This window comes from Olleya sp. KJ81-1, from assembly GCF_055808135.1.
Genome location: NZ_CM147854.1, coordinates 1,888,523 through 1,905,855, shown reverse-complemented (window position 1 = coordinate 1,905,855; position 17,333 = coordinate 1,888,523). Strand labels below are relative to the sequence as shown.

12 protein-coding genes and 2 pseudogenes are annotated in these 17,333 nt (G+C 32.7%); 5 read left to right on the top strand and 9 right to left on the bottom strand.

Translation table 11 applies throughout. From position 1 onward, the window contains the following. Window positions 1–64: 64 nt before the first annotated feature. Window positions 65–520: a GAF domain-containing protein gene (locus AC0L3M_RS09130; protein ID WP_145003324.1), complete on the bottom strand. Its 456-nt coding sequence runs from the start codon at window positions 518–520 to the stop codon at window positions 65–67. A 79-nt stretch (window positions 521–599) separates the two neighbouring features. Between AC0L3M_RS09130 and xrtF the strand changes: the two genes are divergently transcribed. The 3 genes from xrtF (at window position 600) to AC0L3M_RS09115 (ending at window position 5,723) form a co-directional block, all read left to right on the top strand. After that, complete coding sequence (gene xrtF / locus AC0L3M_RS09125; protein WP_473430535.1) at window positions 600–1,142, top strand: exosortase family protein XrtF; 543 nt, start codon at window positions 600–602, stop codon at window positions 1,140–1,142. Continuing rightward, window positions 1,143–1,571 carry an exosortase F system-associated membrane protein gene (locus tag AC0L3M_RS09120; RefSeq protein WP_473430534.1) on the top strand — a complete coding sequence of 143 codons (429 nt, stop codon included), beginning with the start codon at window positions 1,143–1,145 and terminating at the stop codon, window positions 1,569–1,571. A gap of 198 nt (window positions 1,572–1,769) precedes the next feature. Beyond that, a complete protein-coding gene (locus AC0L3M_RS09115) occupies window positions 1,770–5,723 on the top strand; it encodes a LamG-like jellyroll fold domain-containing protein (protein WP_473430533.1) in 3,954 nt (1,317 codons plus the stop codon). A 77-nt stretch (window positions 5,724–5,800) separates the two neighbouring features. Here AC0L3M_RS09115 and groL read toward each other — a convergent pair whose 3' ends face one another. From groL to miaB, 8 genes and pseudogenes are all read right to left on the bottom strand, one after another. Further along, the gene (gene groL / locus AC0L3M_RS09110) at window positions 5,801–7,432 is read right to left on the bottom strand and encodes a chaperonin GroEL (RefSeq protein WP_145003312.1); all 1,632 of its coding nucleotides are present in this window, start codon (window positions 7,430–7,432) and stop codon (window positions 5,801–5,803) included. A 117-nt stretch (window positions 7,433–7,549) separates the two neighbouring features. Then, complete coding sequence (locus AC0L3M_RS09105) at window positions 7,550–7,828, bottom strand: co-chaperone GroES (protein WP_028283491.1); 279 nt, start codon at window positions 7,826–7,828, stop codon at window positions 7,550–7,552. 142 nt (window positions 7,829–7,970) lie between these two features. Further along, the gene (secG, locus tag AC0L3M_RS09100) at window positions 7,971–8,327 is read right to left on the bottom strand and encodes a preprotein translocase subunit SecG (RefSeq protein ID WP_145003309.1); all 357 of its coding nucleotides are present in this window, start codon (window positions 8,325–8,327) and stop codon (window positions 7,971–7,973) included. A 13-nt stretch (window positions 8,328–8,340) separates the two neighbouring features. Then, entirely contained in the window at window positions 8,341–9,261 is a 921-nt protein-coding gene (locus AC0L3M_RS09095; protein ID WP_473430532.1) for a hypothetical protein, read from the bottom strand. A 4-nt stretch (window positions 9,262–9,265) separates the two neighbouring features. Then, window positions 9,266–9,771 (bottom strand): annotated as a pseudogene (locus tag AC0L3M_RS09090) (LptE family protein). Window positions 9,772–9,801: 30 nt separating this feature from the next. Continuing rightward, window positions 9,802–11,070, bottom strand: coding sequence for a sigma-54 interaction domain-containing protein (locus AC0L3M_RS09085; RefSeq protein ID WP_292942796.1), 1,269 nt, complete (start codon window positions 11,068–11,070; stop codon window positions 9,802–9,804). Window positions 11,071–11,079: 9 nt separating this feature from the next. Beyond that, on the bottom strand, window positions 11,080–12,003 hold the full coding sequence (locus tag AC0L3M_RS09080; RefSeq protein WP_473430531.1) for a hypothetical protein: 924 nt from the start codon (window positions 12,001–12,003) through the stop codon (window positions 11,080–11,082). A gap of 26 nt (window positions 12,004–12,029) precedes the next feature. Continuing rightward, a pseudogene (gene miaB, locus AC0L3M_RS09075) lies at window positions 12,030–13,474 on the bottom strand (tRNA (N6-isopentenyl adenosine(37)-C2)-methylthiotransferase MiaB). Window positions 13,475–13,628: 154 nt separating this feature from the next. Here miaB and topA point away from each other — a divergent pair. Together topA and AC0L3M_RS09065 are read left to right on the top strand one after the other, a co-directional pair. Next, entirely contained in the window at window positions 13,629–16,157 is a 2,529-nt protein-coding gene (topA, locus tag AC0L3M_RS09070; RefSeq protein WP_473430530.1) for a type I DNA topoisomerase, read from the top strand. A gap of 9 nt (window positions 16,158–16,166) precedes the next feature. Next, window positions 16,167–17,333, top strand: coding sequence for a formimidoylglutamase (locus AC0L3M_RS09065; protein ID WP_292942808.1), 1,167 nt, complete (start codon window positions 16,167–16,169; stop codon window positions 17,331–17,333).

Genomic DNA, 17,333 nt, shown 5'->3' with positions numbered 1-17,333 from the left:
AAGGAAATTGTTTTAGTTGAAAAACTTGAGTGGTTTTTCAACTAAAACAAGTAGTTATTAACATCTAAAGTATTTCTGAAACTTTACTACAAACAAACTCTAAAAAGCGCTCGTCAGCTTCTGTAAAAGGATCAGGTGTATTGGAGTCGATGTCTATCTGTCCTATATTTTCTCCATTTACAAAAATAGGAACAACAATTTCTGCTTTAACAGTTATACTACAAGCAATGTAATTGTCTTGTGCTGCAACATCAGGTACTACAAAATTTTGATTACTAACTGCGACTTGACCACAAATACCTTTACCAAAAGGGATAATGGTATGGTCTGTTGGTGCACCAACGTATGGTCCTAGTTTAAGTTCGTTTTTATCTCCATTTTTAAAGTAAAAACCTACCCAATTATAATAGGAAACGTTGTCATCTAGTAGTTGGCAAATTTGTAATAATTTTTCGTCTCTAGTATTATTTGTATTGGAAACAATAGTTTCAATTTGAGGTTTTAAAGTTTCGAAAGCCATTTATTTGAAAATTTTGGTAAAAGTATTTAAAAAGACGTAATTTTAACCATTATAAAAACTTAAAATTTATTCTTTTTTATTGAAAGATTTAATTGTAAAATATCGACTAGTAATCAAGTTTATACTTACTTTTTTGTTGGTATACGGATTTTTATCTCTGGCATATAACTTTTATTTAGACGTCTCAAAAGGTAGTTTGTATTATCCCGATTACATTACTAATTTGGTCGCTAACCAATCTAAAAACTTACTAGAAAATTTTGGATATTCAACACAAGTTATTCCGCATCCAAATGAACCATCTATGAAGTTAATACTGGAAGGTAAGTATTTGGCTAGGGTAATAGAGGGTTGCAATGGTATGAGTATAATTATTCTATTTGTTTCGTTTATTGTCGCTTTTTCAGGAAAAATTAAAGTAACAATTTTGTATTTATTATCAGGTAGTGTCTTATTGTATGTAGTTAATCTTTTACGCATCGTTATATTGTCTATTGGATTATACCATTATCCTTGGCGTAAGGAAGAGTTACATACAGTTATTTTTCCTGCTATAATTTATGGAATGGTTTTTTTACTGTGGATGTTTTGGGTTAATCGGTTTTCCAATATCAATAAGTAGATGAAAAAATGGTATAAATATGGTATTGTAGCTTTTTTGTTTATCCTTTTGGCATTAATAAGATGGTTTGAGAATGAGTTGTTTTATGATCCATATTTATCATTTTTCCATAATGATTATCTATACATGGATTCTCCAAGACAAGAGGTATTTAAGTTAGTGGTTAATACCTCGTTTAGATATTTTTTAAATACTTTAATTTCTCTGCTTATATTATATGTTTTTTTTAAGGAAAAAAGTTTAATAACATTTGCTAGTATAATTTATTTAGTGTCGTTTATAGTTTTGATAATGTGTTATTTGTATTTTGTTTTAGATCCAAAACAAGAAAACTATTATATCTTTTTTAACCTTCGTCGTTTTTTAATACAACCTATTATTCTTTTATTGCTATTTCCTGCTTTTTATTACAATAAATTACGTCAATAATTTAAGGTTACAGTACTCTAATGTGCTTGTATCCAGTGTTTTTTATCGTTAGAATAATCATTTTCTTACATTTGGTCGGTTATAGGTGTCTTTTGGCGATTAAATGGTTTCAGTCTAAGTCGGTAAACCTACTTTTGCTTTAGTATCATTTACTTTGCCCGAGTAATGATATATCCCTCAAATTTAAAATCTTAACCTATGAAGAAAACTACTTTGTTTTTCAGTGCGCTTTTGTGTGCGATGTTATTTTTGTCTTTTACAGCCCAAGCTCAAGAATCAGATTTTGACAGTGACGGAATTGTTGATCGATTAGATGTCGATGATGATAACGACGGAATTAGAGATACTGTTGAGTGTCCCACTATTCCTGGAGCTGCTAATGCACAAGGTGATAAAATTTCTTGGGAATTAAATAATATTCAAGTCTACACAATTGGAGCCAATACAAATGGTTTAGGTTATCAAGAGTCTGGTTTTCAAAAAGAAGTATATGATAGAGGTCAGCCTTTAACGGTATTAAATGGTGCTTCGGATTATTCTTTTACGCAAACTACAGCAGGTACAGCTACAACTACTTTAGGGACATTTGCAAATGGTACGTTAGATTTTGAACATAATTACATTTACAGACCTACACCAATTCACCAATTTAGAACAACTACATCTACAGGATTTACCTCAGGAAGTGGACCCTCAAATGGTTTGTATGTTTATCCAGAAGTAGGATCTCAAACTGGAGATTACTATACTGTAAATATTAATTTTACTGAACCTGTAGCTTCTTTTAGTTTTGATTTTGTTGATATATACGATACTAATGCAGATGCTGCAGTAATGAATTATGAAGTTTATGCAGACGGAAACTTAATAGCATATTTTAGTAATGCGTATATTGGAGATGATGCTACAGGAAACATTAATCTATATGATGCTAACGGTACTTTTAGAGGATCTGTTTTAGCAGGACAAGATATTGAAAATACGATAGGATTTGTAACGCATGAACTTGTTAGTCATGTTGCTATAAAGCATATTGCAATTTCTGGTGGTTTAGCAACAGCAACGCATGATCCTCATGGTTTAGACGGATTAGCATACAGTTTTTTATGTCAACCACAATTTGATATAGATGTTGATAATGATGGTATTCCTGACAATGTTGAAGCACAGCCAACGTCAGGATATATAGCTCCAAGTGGAGTTGTAAATACAAGTGGAGCGAATAGCGGTTTGTATAATAATTATGGTTCTGGATTTACACCTGTTAATACAGATGGGACAGATTTACCAGATTATTTAGATACAGATACTGATAATGACGGAATTTTAGATATTAACGAAAACGGTCAGGCTAGCTCATTATCTAACATTGATACTGATAAAGATGGTTTAGATAATAATTTTGATTTTGTAACTGTAGGATACGACTCTAATGACGAAGTGACTACAGGAGATATTCCAAACCTTGTGTCTTCTTTTGGAGATTTTGATAATGATGCAGCAACTGGAGGTGATTTAGATTATAGAGATAGCAATACGGCTATTATTGGGTCTAATACCATAGATTTTGATGGTGTTGATGATTATTTAGATGCGCCTAATTTTATTAGTAATTGGACAGAAGCTACAATGATGGCTTGGGTTAAAATTGAAGGGAATAATACTGCGTTGCCTAACCTATTTAGCATAGTAGGACAAGAAAATATGCGTTTATACATAAGTAATGGTAGAGTGCCTAACTTTATAGTGTACACACAGGATCAAGTTACTGTGTCTGATGATTTTCCAAATAATAGTTTTACTGTAGAGCCAGATACTGCATTAAACTTAAAAATACAAAGTGATGTTTGGTATCATATTGCAGGTGTTTTTGATGCAGCAACGTCTTCTATTAAACTATACGTTAATGGTGAGTTAGTTGGTACTGAAACAGATCCATTATTAAATTCAGAGTTACTAACTAAAAATTTTAATGGAACTTCTCATACTTATTCAAATAGACCTTTTACTGTTGGAAGATATCCAACCAATACTAGTCTAGCAGGTTTTGGACATTTAGATGGTAATATTGATGAGGTTAGAGTCTTTAAAAAAGCGTTAACTACAGATCAATTACAGAGTATGATTTATCAAGAAATTGAAAATAACTCTGGAACAATACAAGGAGCAATTATTGAAAAAGATATTATTGATTTTACAACGTCAGCACCAATACAATGGACTGCATTAGAAGCATATTATCCAATGACAAATATTGTTAATGGTTTAGCTTATGACGAATCTAACGCATTACGTCATTTAAAATTAAATAATATCACAACAGTACAGGAGCAAACAGCGCCTATGCCTTATCAGTCATCTGATAATGGAGCTTGGACAAATGAAAGCACTTGGTTACATGGTGATGTTTGGGATATCGAAAATTTACCAAATAAAGATTGGTCAATAGTTCATATTAAAAACCGAGTGACTACAAATGCGTCACACACACATTTAGGTTTAATAATAGATAATAACCAAAGACTTGTAGTTAATGGTGATAATGAAATTAAAAACACTTGGTATCTAGAATTGAATGGAGTTTTAAATTTGAAAAATGAATCTCAGTTAGTGCAAACTAGATTAAGTGAATTAAAGGTAACAAGTTCTGGTAAGATAATAAGACGTCAGCAAGGGACTAATAATGTTTACAGATATAACTATTGGAGTTCTCCTGTAGGCGTACAAAGTACAGTAGCTAATAATACAGATTTCTCTTTAAATATGTTAAGTGATGCTAATGGAGCAATACAGTTTACTACAGGTTATACACCTCCAGTTACTACTCCTGCAACTTTAAGTACGTATTGGTTATATACTTATAAAAACGGATTTAATTATTATCAATGGACTCCATTGGATGAAAACTCTGGTATTGAAGCAGGAGTAGGTTATTCACAAAAAGGAACAGGAGTAGGGACTACTGATTTTGAATATTTTTTCGAAGGAAAACCAAATAATGGAGATATTTTAATTAGTGTAAATGATGCAGGTGGACCTGGATCTGTTGGAGGAACTTCTAAAACACAGTATTTATTAGGTAATCCATATCCATCTGCTATCGATGCAAATGCTTTTATAGATGATAATGAGGGTTTAATTAATGGAGCAGTCTACCTTTGGGAACAATGGGCTGGTAATAGCCATATTTTAAATCAATATGAAGGTGGTTATGCTATTTTAAATAAATTAACAGGAGTTAGAGCATATCAATTTGTAGGTTTAGATGGTGCAGATACAGGTGTGCAAAGCGGAACTAAAACTCCAAAGCGTTACATTCCAGTTGCTCAGGGTTTTATGGCTGAAATTGTAGGAAGTGGAAATGTAGAATTTAACAACGATCAACGTGTGTTTAAAACGGAAGTTTCTGGTGAATCTCAATTTTTAAGATCTAGCTCAAATACAACGCAAAATAATGATGCTTCAGAAATGCAAATTATGAGATTAGAATTTGAAACATCTAATCATTTAATTAGAGAATTAGTTTTAGGATTTGGGGATAATACTGGAGATGATGTTTTTGATTACGGTTATGATGCTAGAGCAAATGATTTTTTTGCAAATGATTTATTGTCTACATTAAATAACGAAAAATATGCTATTCAAGCATATTCCACAATTCAATCTGATAAAGAAGTAGCATTAGTTTTAAATAGTGATGCAACTGTAACTTATTCTATTAGAATGACTGAGGTAGAAAACATTGATGATGATCAAGTAATCTATTTATATGATACTTTAGAAGGTGTGTATCACGATTTAAGAACAGGAGATTATAACTTTAGTGCAACAGCTGGAGAAGATGCTACTCGTTTTAAAATTGTATTTAACTCAGGTGAATCTTTATCAAACGAAGACTTTGAAGCTGCTAACGATATTTCAATTTTTGTAAATAATAATCTAAGCCAACTACATATTAAAGGTTTGAGTCAAGATATAAAAGGTTTAAACTTAATTAATATGCTAGGTCAAAACGTAATGAAAATGACTAACGTAAGTGCAAACCAAGTAAGTTCTGGAGTTAAGCTTAGTAACTTAAGTACTGGAGTTTACATTGTAGATGTTACTTTAAAAGATGGAAGAACATTATCTAAAAAAGTTACGATTAACTAATTTAGATTTAAATATATAAAAAAGCCTCAACATTTGTTGAGGCTTTTTTTGTATTTTAATAATAGGTTTAGAATGTATTACATCATTCCTGGCATACCTCCACCCATAGGCATTCCGCCTCCAGCGCTTTCTTCTTTAATATCAATTAAAGCGCACTCAGTAGTTAAGATCATTCCAGCAACAGAAGCAGCATTTTCTAATGCAATTCTTGTTACTTTTTTAGGATCTATAATACCAGCTTTAAGCATGTCTACGTAAGTTTCTGTCTTAGCATCGTATCCAAAGTCTTTTTTACCTTCCATAACCTTAGAAACAACAACGCTACCTTCTCCACCAGCATTTTCAACTATAGTACGTAAAGGCGCTTCAATAGCACGCGCTACAATTTGTATTCCTGTAGTTTCGTCTAAGTTTTCAGTAGTAATCTTTTCTAGAACAGATTTTGCTCTAACTAAAGCAACACCACCTCCAGCAACAATACCTTCTTCCACAGCAGCACGAGTTGCGTGTAAAGCATCATCTACACGGTCTTTTTTCTCTTTCATTTCAACTTCACTAGCTGCACCAACATAAAGTACTGCAACACCACCTGCTAACTTAGCTAGACGTTCTTGTAGTTTCTCTTTATCGTAGTCACTAGTTGTTGTTTCAATCTGAGCTTTAATTTGATTAACTCTGTTTTTAATTAAGCTTTTGTCTCCAGCTCCATTAACAACAGTTGTGTTGTCTTTGTCAATTGTAACACGTTCTGCAGTACCTAACATTTCTAAAGTAGTATTTTCAAGAGTAAAACCTCTCTCTTCAGATACCACTGTTCCACCTGTTAAAATAGCAATATCTTCTAACATTGCTTTTCTGCGGTCTCCAAACCCTGGAGCTTTAACTGCAGCAATTTTAAGAGAGCCACGTAATTTATTAACTACTAAAGTCGCTAAAGCTTCTCCATCAACATCTTCTGCAATAATTAATAAAGGTTTACCTGATTGAGCAACTGGCTCTAATACTGGTAATAAATCCTTCATTGTAGATACTTTTTTATCGTATAATAAAATGTATGGATTTTCTAAATCAGTAATCATTTTGTCACTGTTAGTCACAAAATAAGGAGATAAATAACCTCTGTCAAACTGCATACCTTCTACAATATCGACGTACGTTTCCGTTCCTTTAGCTTCTTCTACAGTGATAACACCTTCTTTTCCAACTTTGCCAAATGCTTTAGCAATTAAATCTCCAATAACATCATCGTTATTTGCAGATATAGAGGCAACTTGTTTTATTTTTTCAGAAGAGTTTCCTACTTCTTTAGATTGTTTACCTAAATCAGTTACTATAGCTTCTACTGCTTTGTCAATTCCACGTTTTAAATCCATTGGATTGGCACCTGCAGCAACGTTTTTTAAACCTTCTTTTACTATAGCTTGTGCTAATACAGTAGCGGTAGTTGTTCCGTCTCCTGCTAAATCATTAGTTTTTGAAGCTACTTCTTTTACCATTTGAGCTCCCATGTTTTCTAATGGGTCTTCTAATTCTATTTCTTTAGCAACACTTACTCCATCTTTAGTAACGACAGGAGCACCAAAAGATCGGCTAATAATAACGTTTCTTCCTTTTGGTCCTAAAGTAACTTTTACTGCATTTGCTAATGCATCTACACCACGCTTTAATCCATCACGTGCTTCTACATCAAATTTTATATCTTTTGCCATTTTTATTTTATTTTACTTATAGTTTGAAGAATTATCTATGAACTATAAGATTGATTAATTGTAATAATTTTGTTTTGAAAACATTTAAGAACGCTTTGTCCTAAATTTTAAGCTATATTAGATAATAGCCATAATGTCTTCTTCACGCATCATTAAATACTCTTTTCCGTCTAATTTGATTTCAGATCCTGAATATTTTCCATAAAGTACTGTGTCTCCAACTTTAACCGTTAAAGGTTCGTCTTTTTTACCGTTTCCAATAGCAACGATAGTTCCTTTATGTTGTTTTTCTTGAGCTGTGTCTGGTATGTATAAACCAGAAGCTGTTTGTGTTTCCGCAGGAAGTGCTTCAACTAGCACACGGTCTGCAAGTGGTTTAATGTTTAATTTACTCATAATATATATGTTTAATTAATTAGAATATTTGTGCTTAACAATAAGCTAAAAATGTGCCAATAGAAGACAACTGACAAACTTGCAGAAACAAAAAATGCCAACTGATTAAGTTGGCATTTTAAAGTATATTTTTGAAAAAGGATTATTCTCCAGCTTCAGGTGTAATTTCTTTTGTTGCTTCATCTGCAGTTGGAGCAGGAGTAGTAGGTGTTGGTAACTCTATATTGTCACTTTCTAAAATTTTAGATTCTCCAGCAGTTCCATTTCTGTCAATACCTAAGCTAGAAGCTAAGATTAATGCTAATAAGATAGTTGCTAATGTCCAAGTACTTTTGTCTAAAAAGTCTGTTGTTTTTTTGACACCACCTAATTGTTGTGTTCCACCACCTCCAAAAGAAGAAGATAATCCTCCACCTTTAGGGTTTTGTACCATTATTACGACTACTAGTAGAAATGCTACTATCACGATTAGGACTAAAAAGATTGCAAATGTGCTCATTATAATATGTTATTTATTCTTGTAATTTTTCTATTGCTTTAATTTGGTCTGCAAAGAAACCACTTTTTTCTGGATATTTCAAACTTAAAATTTTATAAGATTGAATCGCTTTTTTATAGTTTTTTTGTTCCACGTAAATACGTGCTAAAGTTTCGGTCATTAATGACTCTGGTTGAATCATTTGTTCTTTAGCTATATTGTGGTTTGTAATGTTTGATTTTTTTGCTTCTAACTTTGGGTTTTTAGTAATAAACTTATCAATTAACTCAAACTTTTTAGCACGCTCAATTTCATTTATATCATTACTCTTTTCTGTTTCAGCGGTAGCATTAGTTGTTTTTTTATCAACTGTTTCTCTTTCAATGGGCTTGTATTGCGCTAAATTTAACCATTCGTTAAAACTATGTGTTTCTGATTTTTCAAATTGTAGAGGCGTTCCTATTTTAAGGATAGCTTCTGCTTTTTCAGTATCGTTATTAGTTTTGACGGTATCTAAATTGCTGTCTTCAAATTTATTATTTTCAGTTTTTGGCTGAAATAATTCTGGATTTATAGTATGTCTAGCGTCTTCAATATGTTGATTAAGCGCAGCGTCATGGCTTGTTATATTGCTTGCAGAAATGTCTTCTGTAACGACTTCTATGCTATTGATGTAGTCTAAATTGTGTTTTATATATTCTGAAACTTCATTTTGATTAAAAGTTTCAGAGGTAATAAAGTCAAATAAAATACTTCGGTCTGTGGTGTAAGCAGCTGTAGTTTTTAACGCTTGATTGTATTTAAAACTTTCTTTGTTTTTTAAACCTTTAAGGTAAATGGCTCTAGCCGATTGAAAATACGGAAACTCTTTAATAATACTATCAAGCAGGTCTGTCTGATCCGTATTTATTAGCTGAGGTTGTTGAAGTATTTTGGATAATTCTTGGCTAGTCATTTGTTTACCAATTAGCAAGTGATGCGTTAAAAATATCTTGTGTTAGACGTTCAAAAATTTCTTCAAAAGCAGTGGTTTTTATTGCGCCTGATAATAGCTCGCTACCTGTATAATCATAGTAAAAAGAGAATTTTTTTCAAAATCATTTTCGTCATCTTTTTTATTATAATATCTAACATTTACACCAATAGTTAATCTGTTTTGTGCTGCAGTACTGTTTGCTGTTGCAGTAGTTGGAGAAATACGATATTCTGTAATTTCGCCTTCGTACACTAAATCTCCATTTGAGTTAACTAGGCTTAAACTGGTTTGATTTAGTATTAAGTCTTGTAAAGCTATGGTGAAATCTCTTTCTAATCCTGGCTCTACCAAAGGTGCGTTATTTTGAAAATAATTAACCTGAAACGTTTTAGCATCTCCTAGGTCTTGTACACCTGTAAATGAATATGCACCACAACCAAACACGGTTGCAATAATGGTTAGTAATAAAATATATTTAAGTGGTTTCATGTAATTATTGTTTTGCTTTAAAACGTTAGATTATAAATCAAATTGTTTGATTTTACGATAAAGTGTACGTTCGCTAATACCTAACTCTTCTGCAGCCAGTTTGCGTTTTCCGTTGTGACGCTCTAAAGATTTTTTTATTAATTCTAGTTCTTTGTCATGCAATGACAAGGTTTCTTCTTCTTCAATTTCTTCTGCAAAGTGGTATTTATCTTGAGCAGTATCTATAGGATTAGAATTAGAAATCCCAGAATTTTGTGCTATAGATAATACTTCCATGTCTTCTACATGCTCATCAAACTCGGCTTCACTTTCATTTTCGCCATAAATTTTCTGAATTAATGTTTCATTGTTTTTCTGAACATCTTTTGCGTTACCGGTTTTCATTAATTCCATGGTCAGCTTTTTTAAGTCGTTTAAATCGGCTTTCATGTCAAATAATACTTTGTATAGTATCTCACGCTCGCTACTAAAATCACCTTCAGACTTGGCATTATTAATAACTGCTGGAAGATTATTTCCGCTTGGCAAATAACTATCTAAAACTTGTGCTGTAATGGTCCTGTTTTGTTCTAAAACAGAAACTTGTTCTGCAACATTACGCAGTTGTCTTATATTTCCGCTCCAGCGATATTTTAATAATAAATTTATGGCATCATCCGATAACTTGATGGTTGGCATTTTATATTTTAATGCAAAATCACTAGCAAATTTGCGGAATAATATATGGATGTCTTCTTGTCGCTCTCGTAAAGGCGGAAGATTGATGTCTACTGTACTTAAACGGTAAAATAGGTCTTCTCTAAATTTTTCTTTTTTAATAGCATCAAACATATTTACGTTTGTTGCTGCAACAATCCTTACATTGGTTTTTTGTACTTTACTGGATCCAACTTTTATAAACTCACCATTTTCTAAAACACGTAAAAGACGTACTTGTGTAGTTAGGGGTAACTCTCCAACTTCATCTAAAAAAATGGTTCCTCCATCTGCAACTTCAAAATAGCCACTTCTAGTAGCAGTAGCACCTGTAAAGGCACCTTTTTCGTGTCCAAAAAGCTCGCTATCTATTGTTCCTTCTGGAATGGCTCCACAGTTAACTGCAATATATTTACCGTGTTTACGATGCGATAATTGATGGATTATTTTTGGAATACTCTCTTTTCCAACACCACTTTCTCCTGTTACTAAAACAGAAATATCTGTTGGAGCGACTTGAATTGCTTTTTCAATAGCGCGATTTAATGTCGGGCTATTTCCAATAATTCCGAAACGTTGTTTTATTGATTGTATAGATTCCATTTAAACTTTTTAGTTAGTGTAATTAAAATTTTCTTCTTGTACTAAGCTTATGCCATCTAAAGAGAACACACCTGTTCTACTTGTAATTCGGTTTGCGGTATTGTAAGTCATCATAAATGTAACTGTGTTTCCTTCTGCTGTAACAGAATTCCAGTTATTTGTACTATGAAACTGAACTATGATTGGTCCAGCCTCTTCAGTATAATCATCATCTAAAATAGATAACCAATATTGATCACTAAATCCTGCTTTTAAAGGATTGGTAAAGTTGTCGTAACCATAGGTTGTGTTGTTGTCATTTTCTCCAGAAGAAATTACAGATATGCAGTTTCCGTTAGCATTATAAGTTAAAATTTCTTGCTGGATGCTAAAACCGTCTTCAAACGATATTTTTTCAATTAATCTACCTGAAGCATCTTTTTTGTATTGCGTCTCTACTGGATTTCCTGCCTGTGTTTTAGTTATAGTGTTTCCTGATGTTGTAAAGTTATAGGTGTAATCTTCTGTGTCGTCTTCAAAGTCATCATATGCAATTTGAGAAATATTGTCTGAAGAATAGCTAATATTAGTTTGGTTGATTTGAGTAGATCCTTCAAAGTTTTTAACTGTAATAATTTTTCCAGAAGCGTCTCTAGTAAGCGTTCCGCTGGCTACTATTGGAAAACCAAAAGCAACAGTTTCGACATCTAAATCTGATACCTTATTATTGTCATTAAAAGTAAAATCTGTATTTATGGTTATTGGTCCTAAAAAAGGGACTTCTGTATCAACATCCCAAGTGTAGCTTGATAATTGTAAATCATCACTACCTGTTCCTTCTGTTGGGTCAGGCTCGCCTGTAATTGTGTCGTCTGCAGCAAAGCCTTCTAAAGGTTCGTTTTGACAAGAGGTTATAAAGCCAAGTGTTACTAGTAATATAATTATTTTTTTCATGATATGTTATAATAAGGTCAATTCGATTAATTGTTTGCGCTGTTTACAGCTTTACCAATAAGTGTAGCTTTAGTACAATCTGTTACAGTTACGTTTACTAAATCTCCAATTTTATAATGTTCTTTTGGAAAAACAACAACAATGTTTTGTTGTGTACGACCAGACCATTCTTGGTTTGATTTTTTTGATTCTCTTTCTACTAAAACTTCAACTGTTGTGTTTAAAAACTGTCTAGTTCTATATTCACTATGTATTAATTGTAGTGCTATGATTTCTCTTAGACGTCTACTTTTTGTTTCTTCAGGTATATCGTCTTCAAATTTACGTTCCGCTAAAGTCCCAGGACGCTCAGAGTAGGTAAACATGTATCCAAAGTTATATTTTACATATTCCATCAAGCTTAATGTGTCTTGATGGTCCTGCTCAGTTTCGGTTGGAAAACCTGAAATCATATCTTGACTAATCGCACAATTCGGAATTATTCTTTTAATATTATCTATTAAGGTAAAATATTCTTCTCGTGTATGTAAGCGATTCATTGCTTTTAATATACGATTACTTCCGCTTTGTACAGGTAAATGTATGTGATTACATATATTATCGTATTTAGCCATGGTTTTAATAACCTCAAGATGCATGTCTTGTGGGTTAGATGTGCTAAATCTAATACGCATAGTAGGTTGTGCTTTTGCGCATAGCTCTAGTAGCTTAGCAAAATCTGTAGCAGTCGCTTTTTCAAAATCTGTAGCTTTTTCAAAATCTTTTTTCATTCCGCCTCCATACCAAAGGTAGCTATCTACATTTTGTCCTAGTAATGTAATTTCTTTATAGCCTTTGCCCCAAAGATCATTTACTTCTTCAATAATACTTTGTGGATCACGACTACGCTCTCTTCCTCTTGTAAAAGGGACAACACAAAACGTACACATATTATCACAACCTCTAGTTATTGATACATAAGCGGTAACACCATTACTGTTTAATCTTACAGGACTAATGTCTCCATAGGTTTCTTCTTTAGACAGGATTACATTTATCGCATCGCGTCCTTCATCTACTTCAGCTATTAAATTAGGTAGGTCTTTATAGGCATCAGGTCCTACAACTAGATCAACTATTTTTTCTTCTTCTAAAAACTTACTTTTTAAACGTTCTGCCATACAGCCTAACACACCCACTTTCATTTTAGGGTTGATGTCTCTTTTTATAGCATTATACTTTTGTAAACGTTTACGTACTGTTTGTTCTGCTTTATCACGTATAGAGCAGGTGTTAACCAATACTAAGTCTGCTTCTTCTAAAACTTGTGTCGTATTAAATCCTTCGTTTTGAAGGATAGAAGCAACAATCTCACTATCACTAAAATTCATAGAGCAGCCATAACTTTCTATAAAAAGTTTTTTACTATTCTCTTTTTTTCAGGGATAACTAATGTCTCTCCTTGTTTGTTTTCGTCTATTGTCTTTTCCATAAATATATTGAAATCACTCATCTCCAATAAGCACGCAAAGATAGGATTATTTTAAAATTATGACAATCTGACAGACCTTTAATTTTAGCTAAAAGTTATAAAATTAGGATGATAAATTTTTTTGATATACCTTTGCACTCACAAAAATCGAAGAATGGCGAAGAATTTAGTAATAGTAGAGTCACCAGCAAAAGCAAAAACAATAGAGAAATTTTTAGGAAAAGACTTTAAAGTCGAATCCAGTTTTGGGCATATTGCTGACTTACCATCTAAGGAATTAGGAGTAGATGTAGACGGAGATTTTGATCCAAAATATGAAGTATCTTCAGATAAAAAGTCGCTAGTTAAAAAATTAAAAGATTTAGCTAAAAAAGCCGAAATGGTATGGCTAGCTAGTGATGAAGATAGGGAAGGAGAGGCTATTGCATGGCATTTAGCCGAGTCTTTAAACCTAGATAAAGATAAAACAAAACGAATCGTTTTTCATGAGATTACAAAAACTGCAATTCAAAAAGCGGTTGAAAATCCAAGACAAATAGATTATGATTTAGTAGATGCACAACAAGCACGTCGTGTATTAGATAGAATTGTAGGTTACGAGCTATCTCCAGTTTTATGGCGTAAAGTAAAAGGAGGGTTGTCTGCAGGTCGTGTACAATCAGTATCTGTTAGATTAATTGTTGAGCGTGAACGCGAAATACAAGATTTTACACCAGAAGCATCTTATAGGATTGATGCCGAGTTTTCAAACGAAGCAGGTCAATCTTTTAAAGCTAAACTACCAAAAACGTTTGGTACTAAAAAAGAAGCATTTGACTTTTTAGAAAGTAATGCTGCTGCTAACTTTAAGGTCGCAGACTTAACTAAAAAGCCAGCAAAAAAATCTCCAGCAGCACCATTTACAACGTCAACCTTACAGCAAGAAGCATCTCGTAAATTATATTTTTCTGTAAGTAAGACTATGACTATGGCTCAGCGTTTATACGAAGCTGGTTTGATTACTTATATGAGAACAGATAGTGTAAACTTATCTGACGAAGCTAGAAAAGGTGCAGAAAAAGAAATAATTGAGGCTTACGGTAAAGAATACGCTAAAGAACGTAACTTTAAAGGTAAATCCAAAGGTGCTCAAGAAGCTCACGAAGCGATTAGACCAACCGACTTTAAAACGCATAGTGTAGATATTGATTATGATCAGGCTAGATTATACGATTTAATTTGGAAACGTGCTATTGCATCACAAATGAGTGAAGCACAATTAGAACGTACAAATGTTAAAATTGAAGCAGATACACATGACCAAACCTTTACAGCAAATGGAGAGGTAATTAAATTTGAAGGGTTTTTAAAAGTATATTTAGAAGGTACTGATGATGAGGATTTAGAGCAAGAAGGTATGCTTCCAGCAATGAAAACCAATGAGACGCTTTTAAATAAATATATATCAGCTACTGAGCGTTATAGTCGTGCACCATATAGATATACTGAAGCTTCTTTGGTTAAGAAGTTAGAAGAGTTAGGTATTGGACGACCATCTACATATGCGCCAACCATTTCTACTATTCAAAATAGGAATTATGTAGAAAAAGGAGCAATTGATGGTGTTGAGCGTGAGTACACACAGTTAATGTTAGAAGAAGGTAGTGTAAAGGATAATACGTTAACAGAAAAAGTAGGTTCAGATAAAGGAAAGCTTGTGCCAACAGATATTGGTATGATAGTTACAGACTTTTTAGTAAATCACTTTGAAAGTATTTTGGACTATAATTTTACTGCAAAAGTAGAAAGTCAATTTGATGATATAGCCGAAGGTAAAGAAGACTGGAAAAAAATGATGAAAACCTTCTATAAGAAATTTCACCCAGTTGTCGTTGATGTACAAGAAAATGCAGATAGAGAATCCGGAGAGCGTATCTTAGGTAAAGACCCTAAAACAGGTAAGCAAGTAAGCGTACGTTTAGGTAAGTTTGGTCCAATGGTACAAATGGGAACTGTAGACGACGAAGAAAAACCAACCTTTGCTAGTTTAAGTCCAGATCAACAATTAGGTAGTATAACCTATGAAGAAGCAATGGATTTATTTAAATTGCCAAGAACTTTAGGTAAGTATGAAGATGAAACTGTAGAAGTAAATAATGGTCGTTTTGGTCCTTATGTAAAATACGGTGAAAAATTTGTATCCTTAGCTCCTGGTCAAGATCCATTAAATATAGAGATTGAAGATGCAATAGAACTTATTAAAGAAAAAGAAATTGCAGACGCTCCTGTGTATAATTATAAAGGACACGGAGTAACAAAAGGAAAAGGACGTTTTGGACCTTTCATTAAATGGAATGGGTTATTTATAAATGTCAATAAAAAATACGATTGGGATAACTTAACTAATGAAGAAATTGAAGAATTAGTTGATGCTAAAATTCAAAAAGAAATAGATAAAGTTGTTCATAATTGGGAAGATGAAGGCATACGTGTAGAAAAAGCACGTTGGGGAAGACATAATATTTTAAAAGGAAAAATTAAAATAGAGCTTCCTAAGACGGTAGACGTTGCAGCTTTAACCTTGGATGAGGTTAAAGATATGATTGAAAAGAAAGCGCCTAAAAAGAAAGCAGCAGCTAAGAAGAAAGCGCCAGCAAAGAAAAAAACAACTACTAAGAAAAAAACAACAGCTAAAAAGAAATAGTATTACATAATGAATTTTAATTTTCTTACTCCAGTCCCAGATACTGTTTTAGCGCATAATCAATTATTATCGCCTTTAAGTTTAGGTCAAAAAATTAAAATTCATTCTGAGCAGCATGGACTGCCAGATCTTAATAATGTCAAAATTGCAATTGTAGGCGTTCTTGAAAATCGAAACGATGTTAATTACATTGGAGAAGATTTTAATTTGAATGAAATAAGAAAATCATTCTACACTTTATACCCTGGAAGTTGGAGTTCGTCGATTGCAGATATTGGCGATATTCAAAAAGGAGATACTGTTGATGACACTTATTTCGCCTTAAAAGAAACATTAATTACTTTAATAGAAAATAAGATTATCCCAGTAATAATAGGTGGTAGTCAAGATTTGTCCTACGTAAACTATCGTGCTTATGATAGTTTAATGCCAATGGTTAACATTGTAAATGTGGATAAATCTTTTGATTTAGGAGATTCTTCTAAACCAATAAAAAATACTAGCTTCGTCGGGAAAATTATTTTAGACGAGCCTTATAATCTTTTTAATTACGCCATTATAGGTTATCAAACTTACTTTAATAGTCAAGAAGAGATAGATTTAATGGAGCGTTTATATTTTGAACCTTATCGCTTAGGAGAAATATCTAATGATCTTACATTGGTAGAACCAGTAATGCGTGATGCTAATATAGTTACAGTAGACTTAGGAGCCTTAAAAGCATCTGAGGTAAGTCAAAAACAAAAAGTATCGCCAAACGGTTTGGATGGGAAAGAAATTTGCGCAGTAGCAAGATATGCAGGAATCAGCAATAAAGTATCTTCATTTGGTATTTACGAGTATAAACCTTCTCAAGATGACGACATTACATCCATGCTAATATCTCAAATGATATGGTATTTTATAGAAGGTGTAAATTGCAGAGTTAAAGATGATGATTTTTCTAATGGTGATAATCATCAAAAATTCATTACTTTAGCGGAGTCTCACGAACTAATTTTTTATAAGAGTACAAAAACAGGACGCTGGTGGATAGAAATACCATTTTTAGCAAATGTTAATAATAAATTAAAAAAACACACGTTATTACCATGCACGCATCAAGACTATCTAGATGCTTGTAATGACAAAATACCAGAGCGTTGGTATAAGGCATTTCATAAAAATAGCGTGTAA

Coding starts and splice junctions, on each gene's coding strand:
- AC0L3M_RS09130 (WP_145003324.1), bottom strand. CDS start 520: ATGGCTTTCGAAACTTTAAAACCTCAAATTGAAACTATTGTTTCCAAT.
- AC0L3M_RS09120 (WP_473430534.1), top strand. CDS start 1,143: ATGAAAAAATGGTATAAATATGGTATTGTAGCTTTTTTGTTTATCCTT.
- AC0L3M_RS09115 (WP_473430533.1), top strand. CDS start 1,770: ATGAAGAAAACTACTTTGTTTTTCAGTGCGCTTTTGTGTGCGATGTTA.
- groL (WP_145003312.1), bottom strand. CDS start 7,432: ATGGCAAAAGATATAAAATTTGATGTAGAAGCACGTGATGGATTAAAG.
- AC0L3M_RS09105 (WP_028283491.1), bottom strand. CDS start 7,828: ATGAGTAAATTAAACATTAAACCACTTGCAGACCGTGTGCTAGTTGAA.
- secG (WP_145003309.1), bottom strand. CDS start 8,327: ATGAGCACATTTGCAATCTTTTTAGTCCTAATCGTGATAGTAGCATTT.
- AC0L3M_RS09095 (WP_473430532.1), bottom strand. CDS start 9,261: ATGACTAGCCAAGAATTATCCAAAATACTTCAACAACCTCAGCTAATA.
- AC0L3M_RS09085 (WP_292942796.1), bottom strand. CDS start 11,070: ATGGAATCTATACAATCAATAAAACAACGTTTCGGAATTATTGGAAAT.
- AC0L3M_RS09080 (WP_473430531.1), bottom strand. CDS start 12,003: ATGAAAAAAATAATTATATTACTAGTAACACTTGGCTTTATAACCTCT.
- topA (WP_473430530.1), top strand. CDS start 13,629: ATGGCGAAGAATTTAGTAATAGTAGAGTCACCAGCAAAAGCAAAAACA.
- AC0L3M_RS09065 (WP_292942808.1), top strand. CDS start 16,167: ATGAATTTTAATTTTCTTACTCCAGTCCCAGATACTGTTTTAGCGCAT.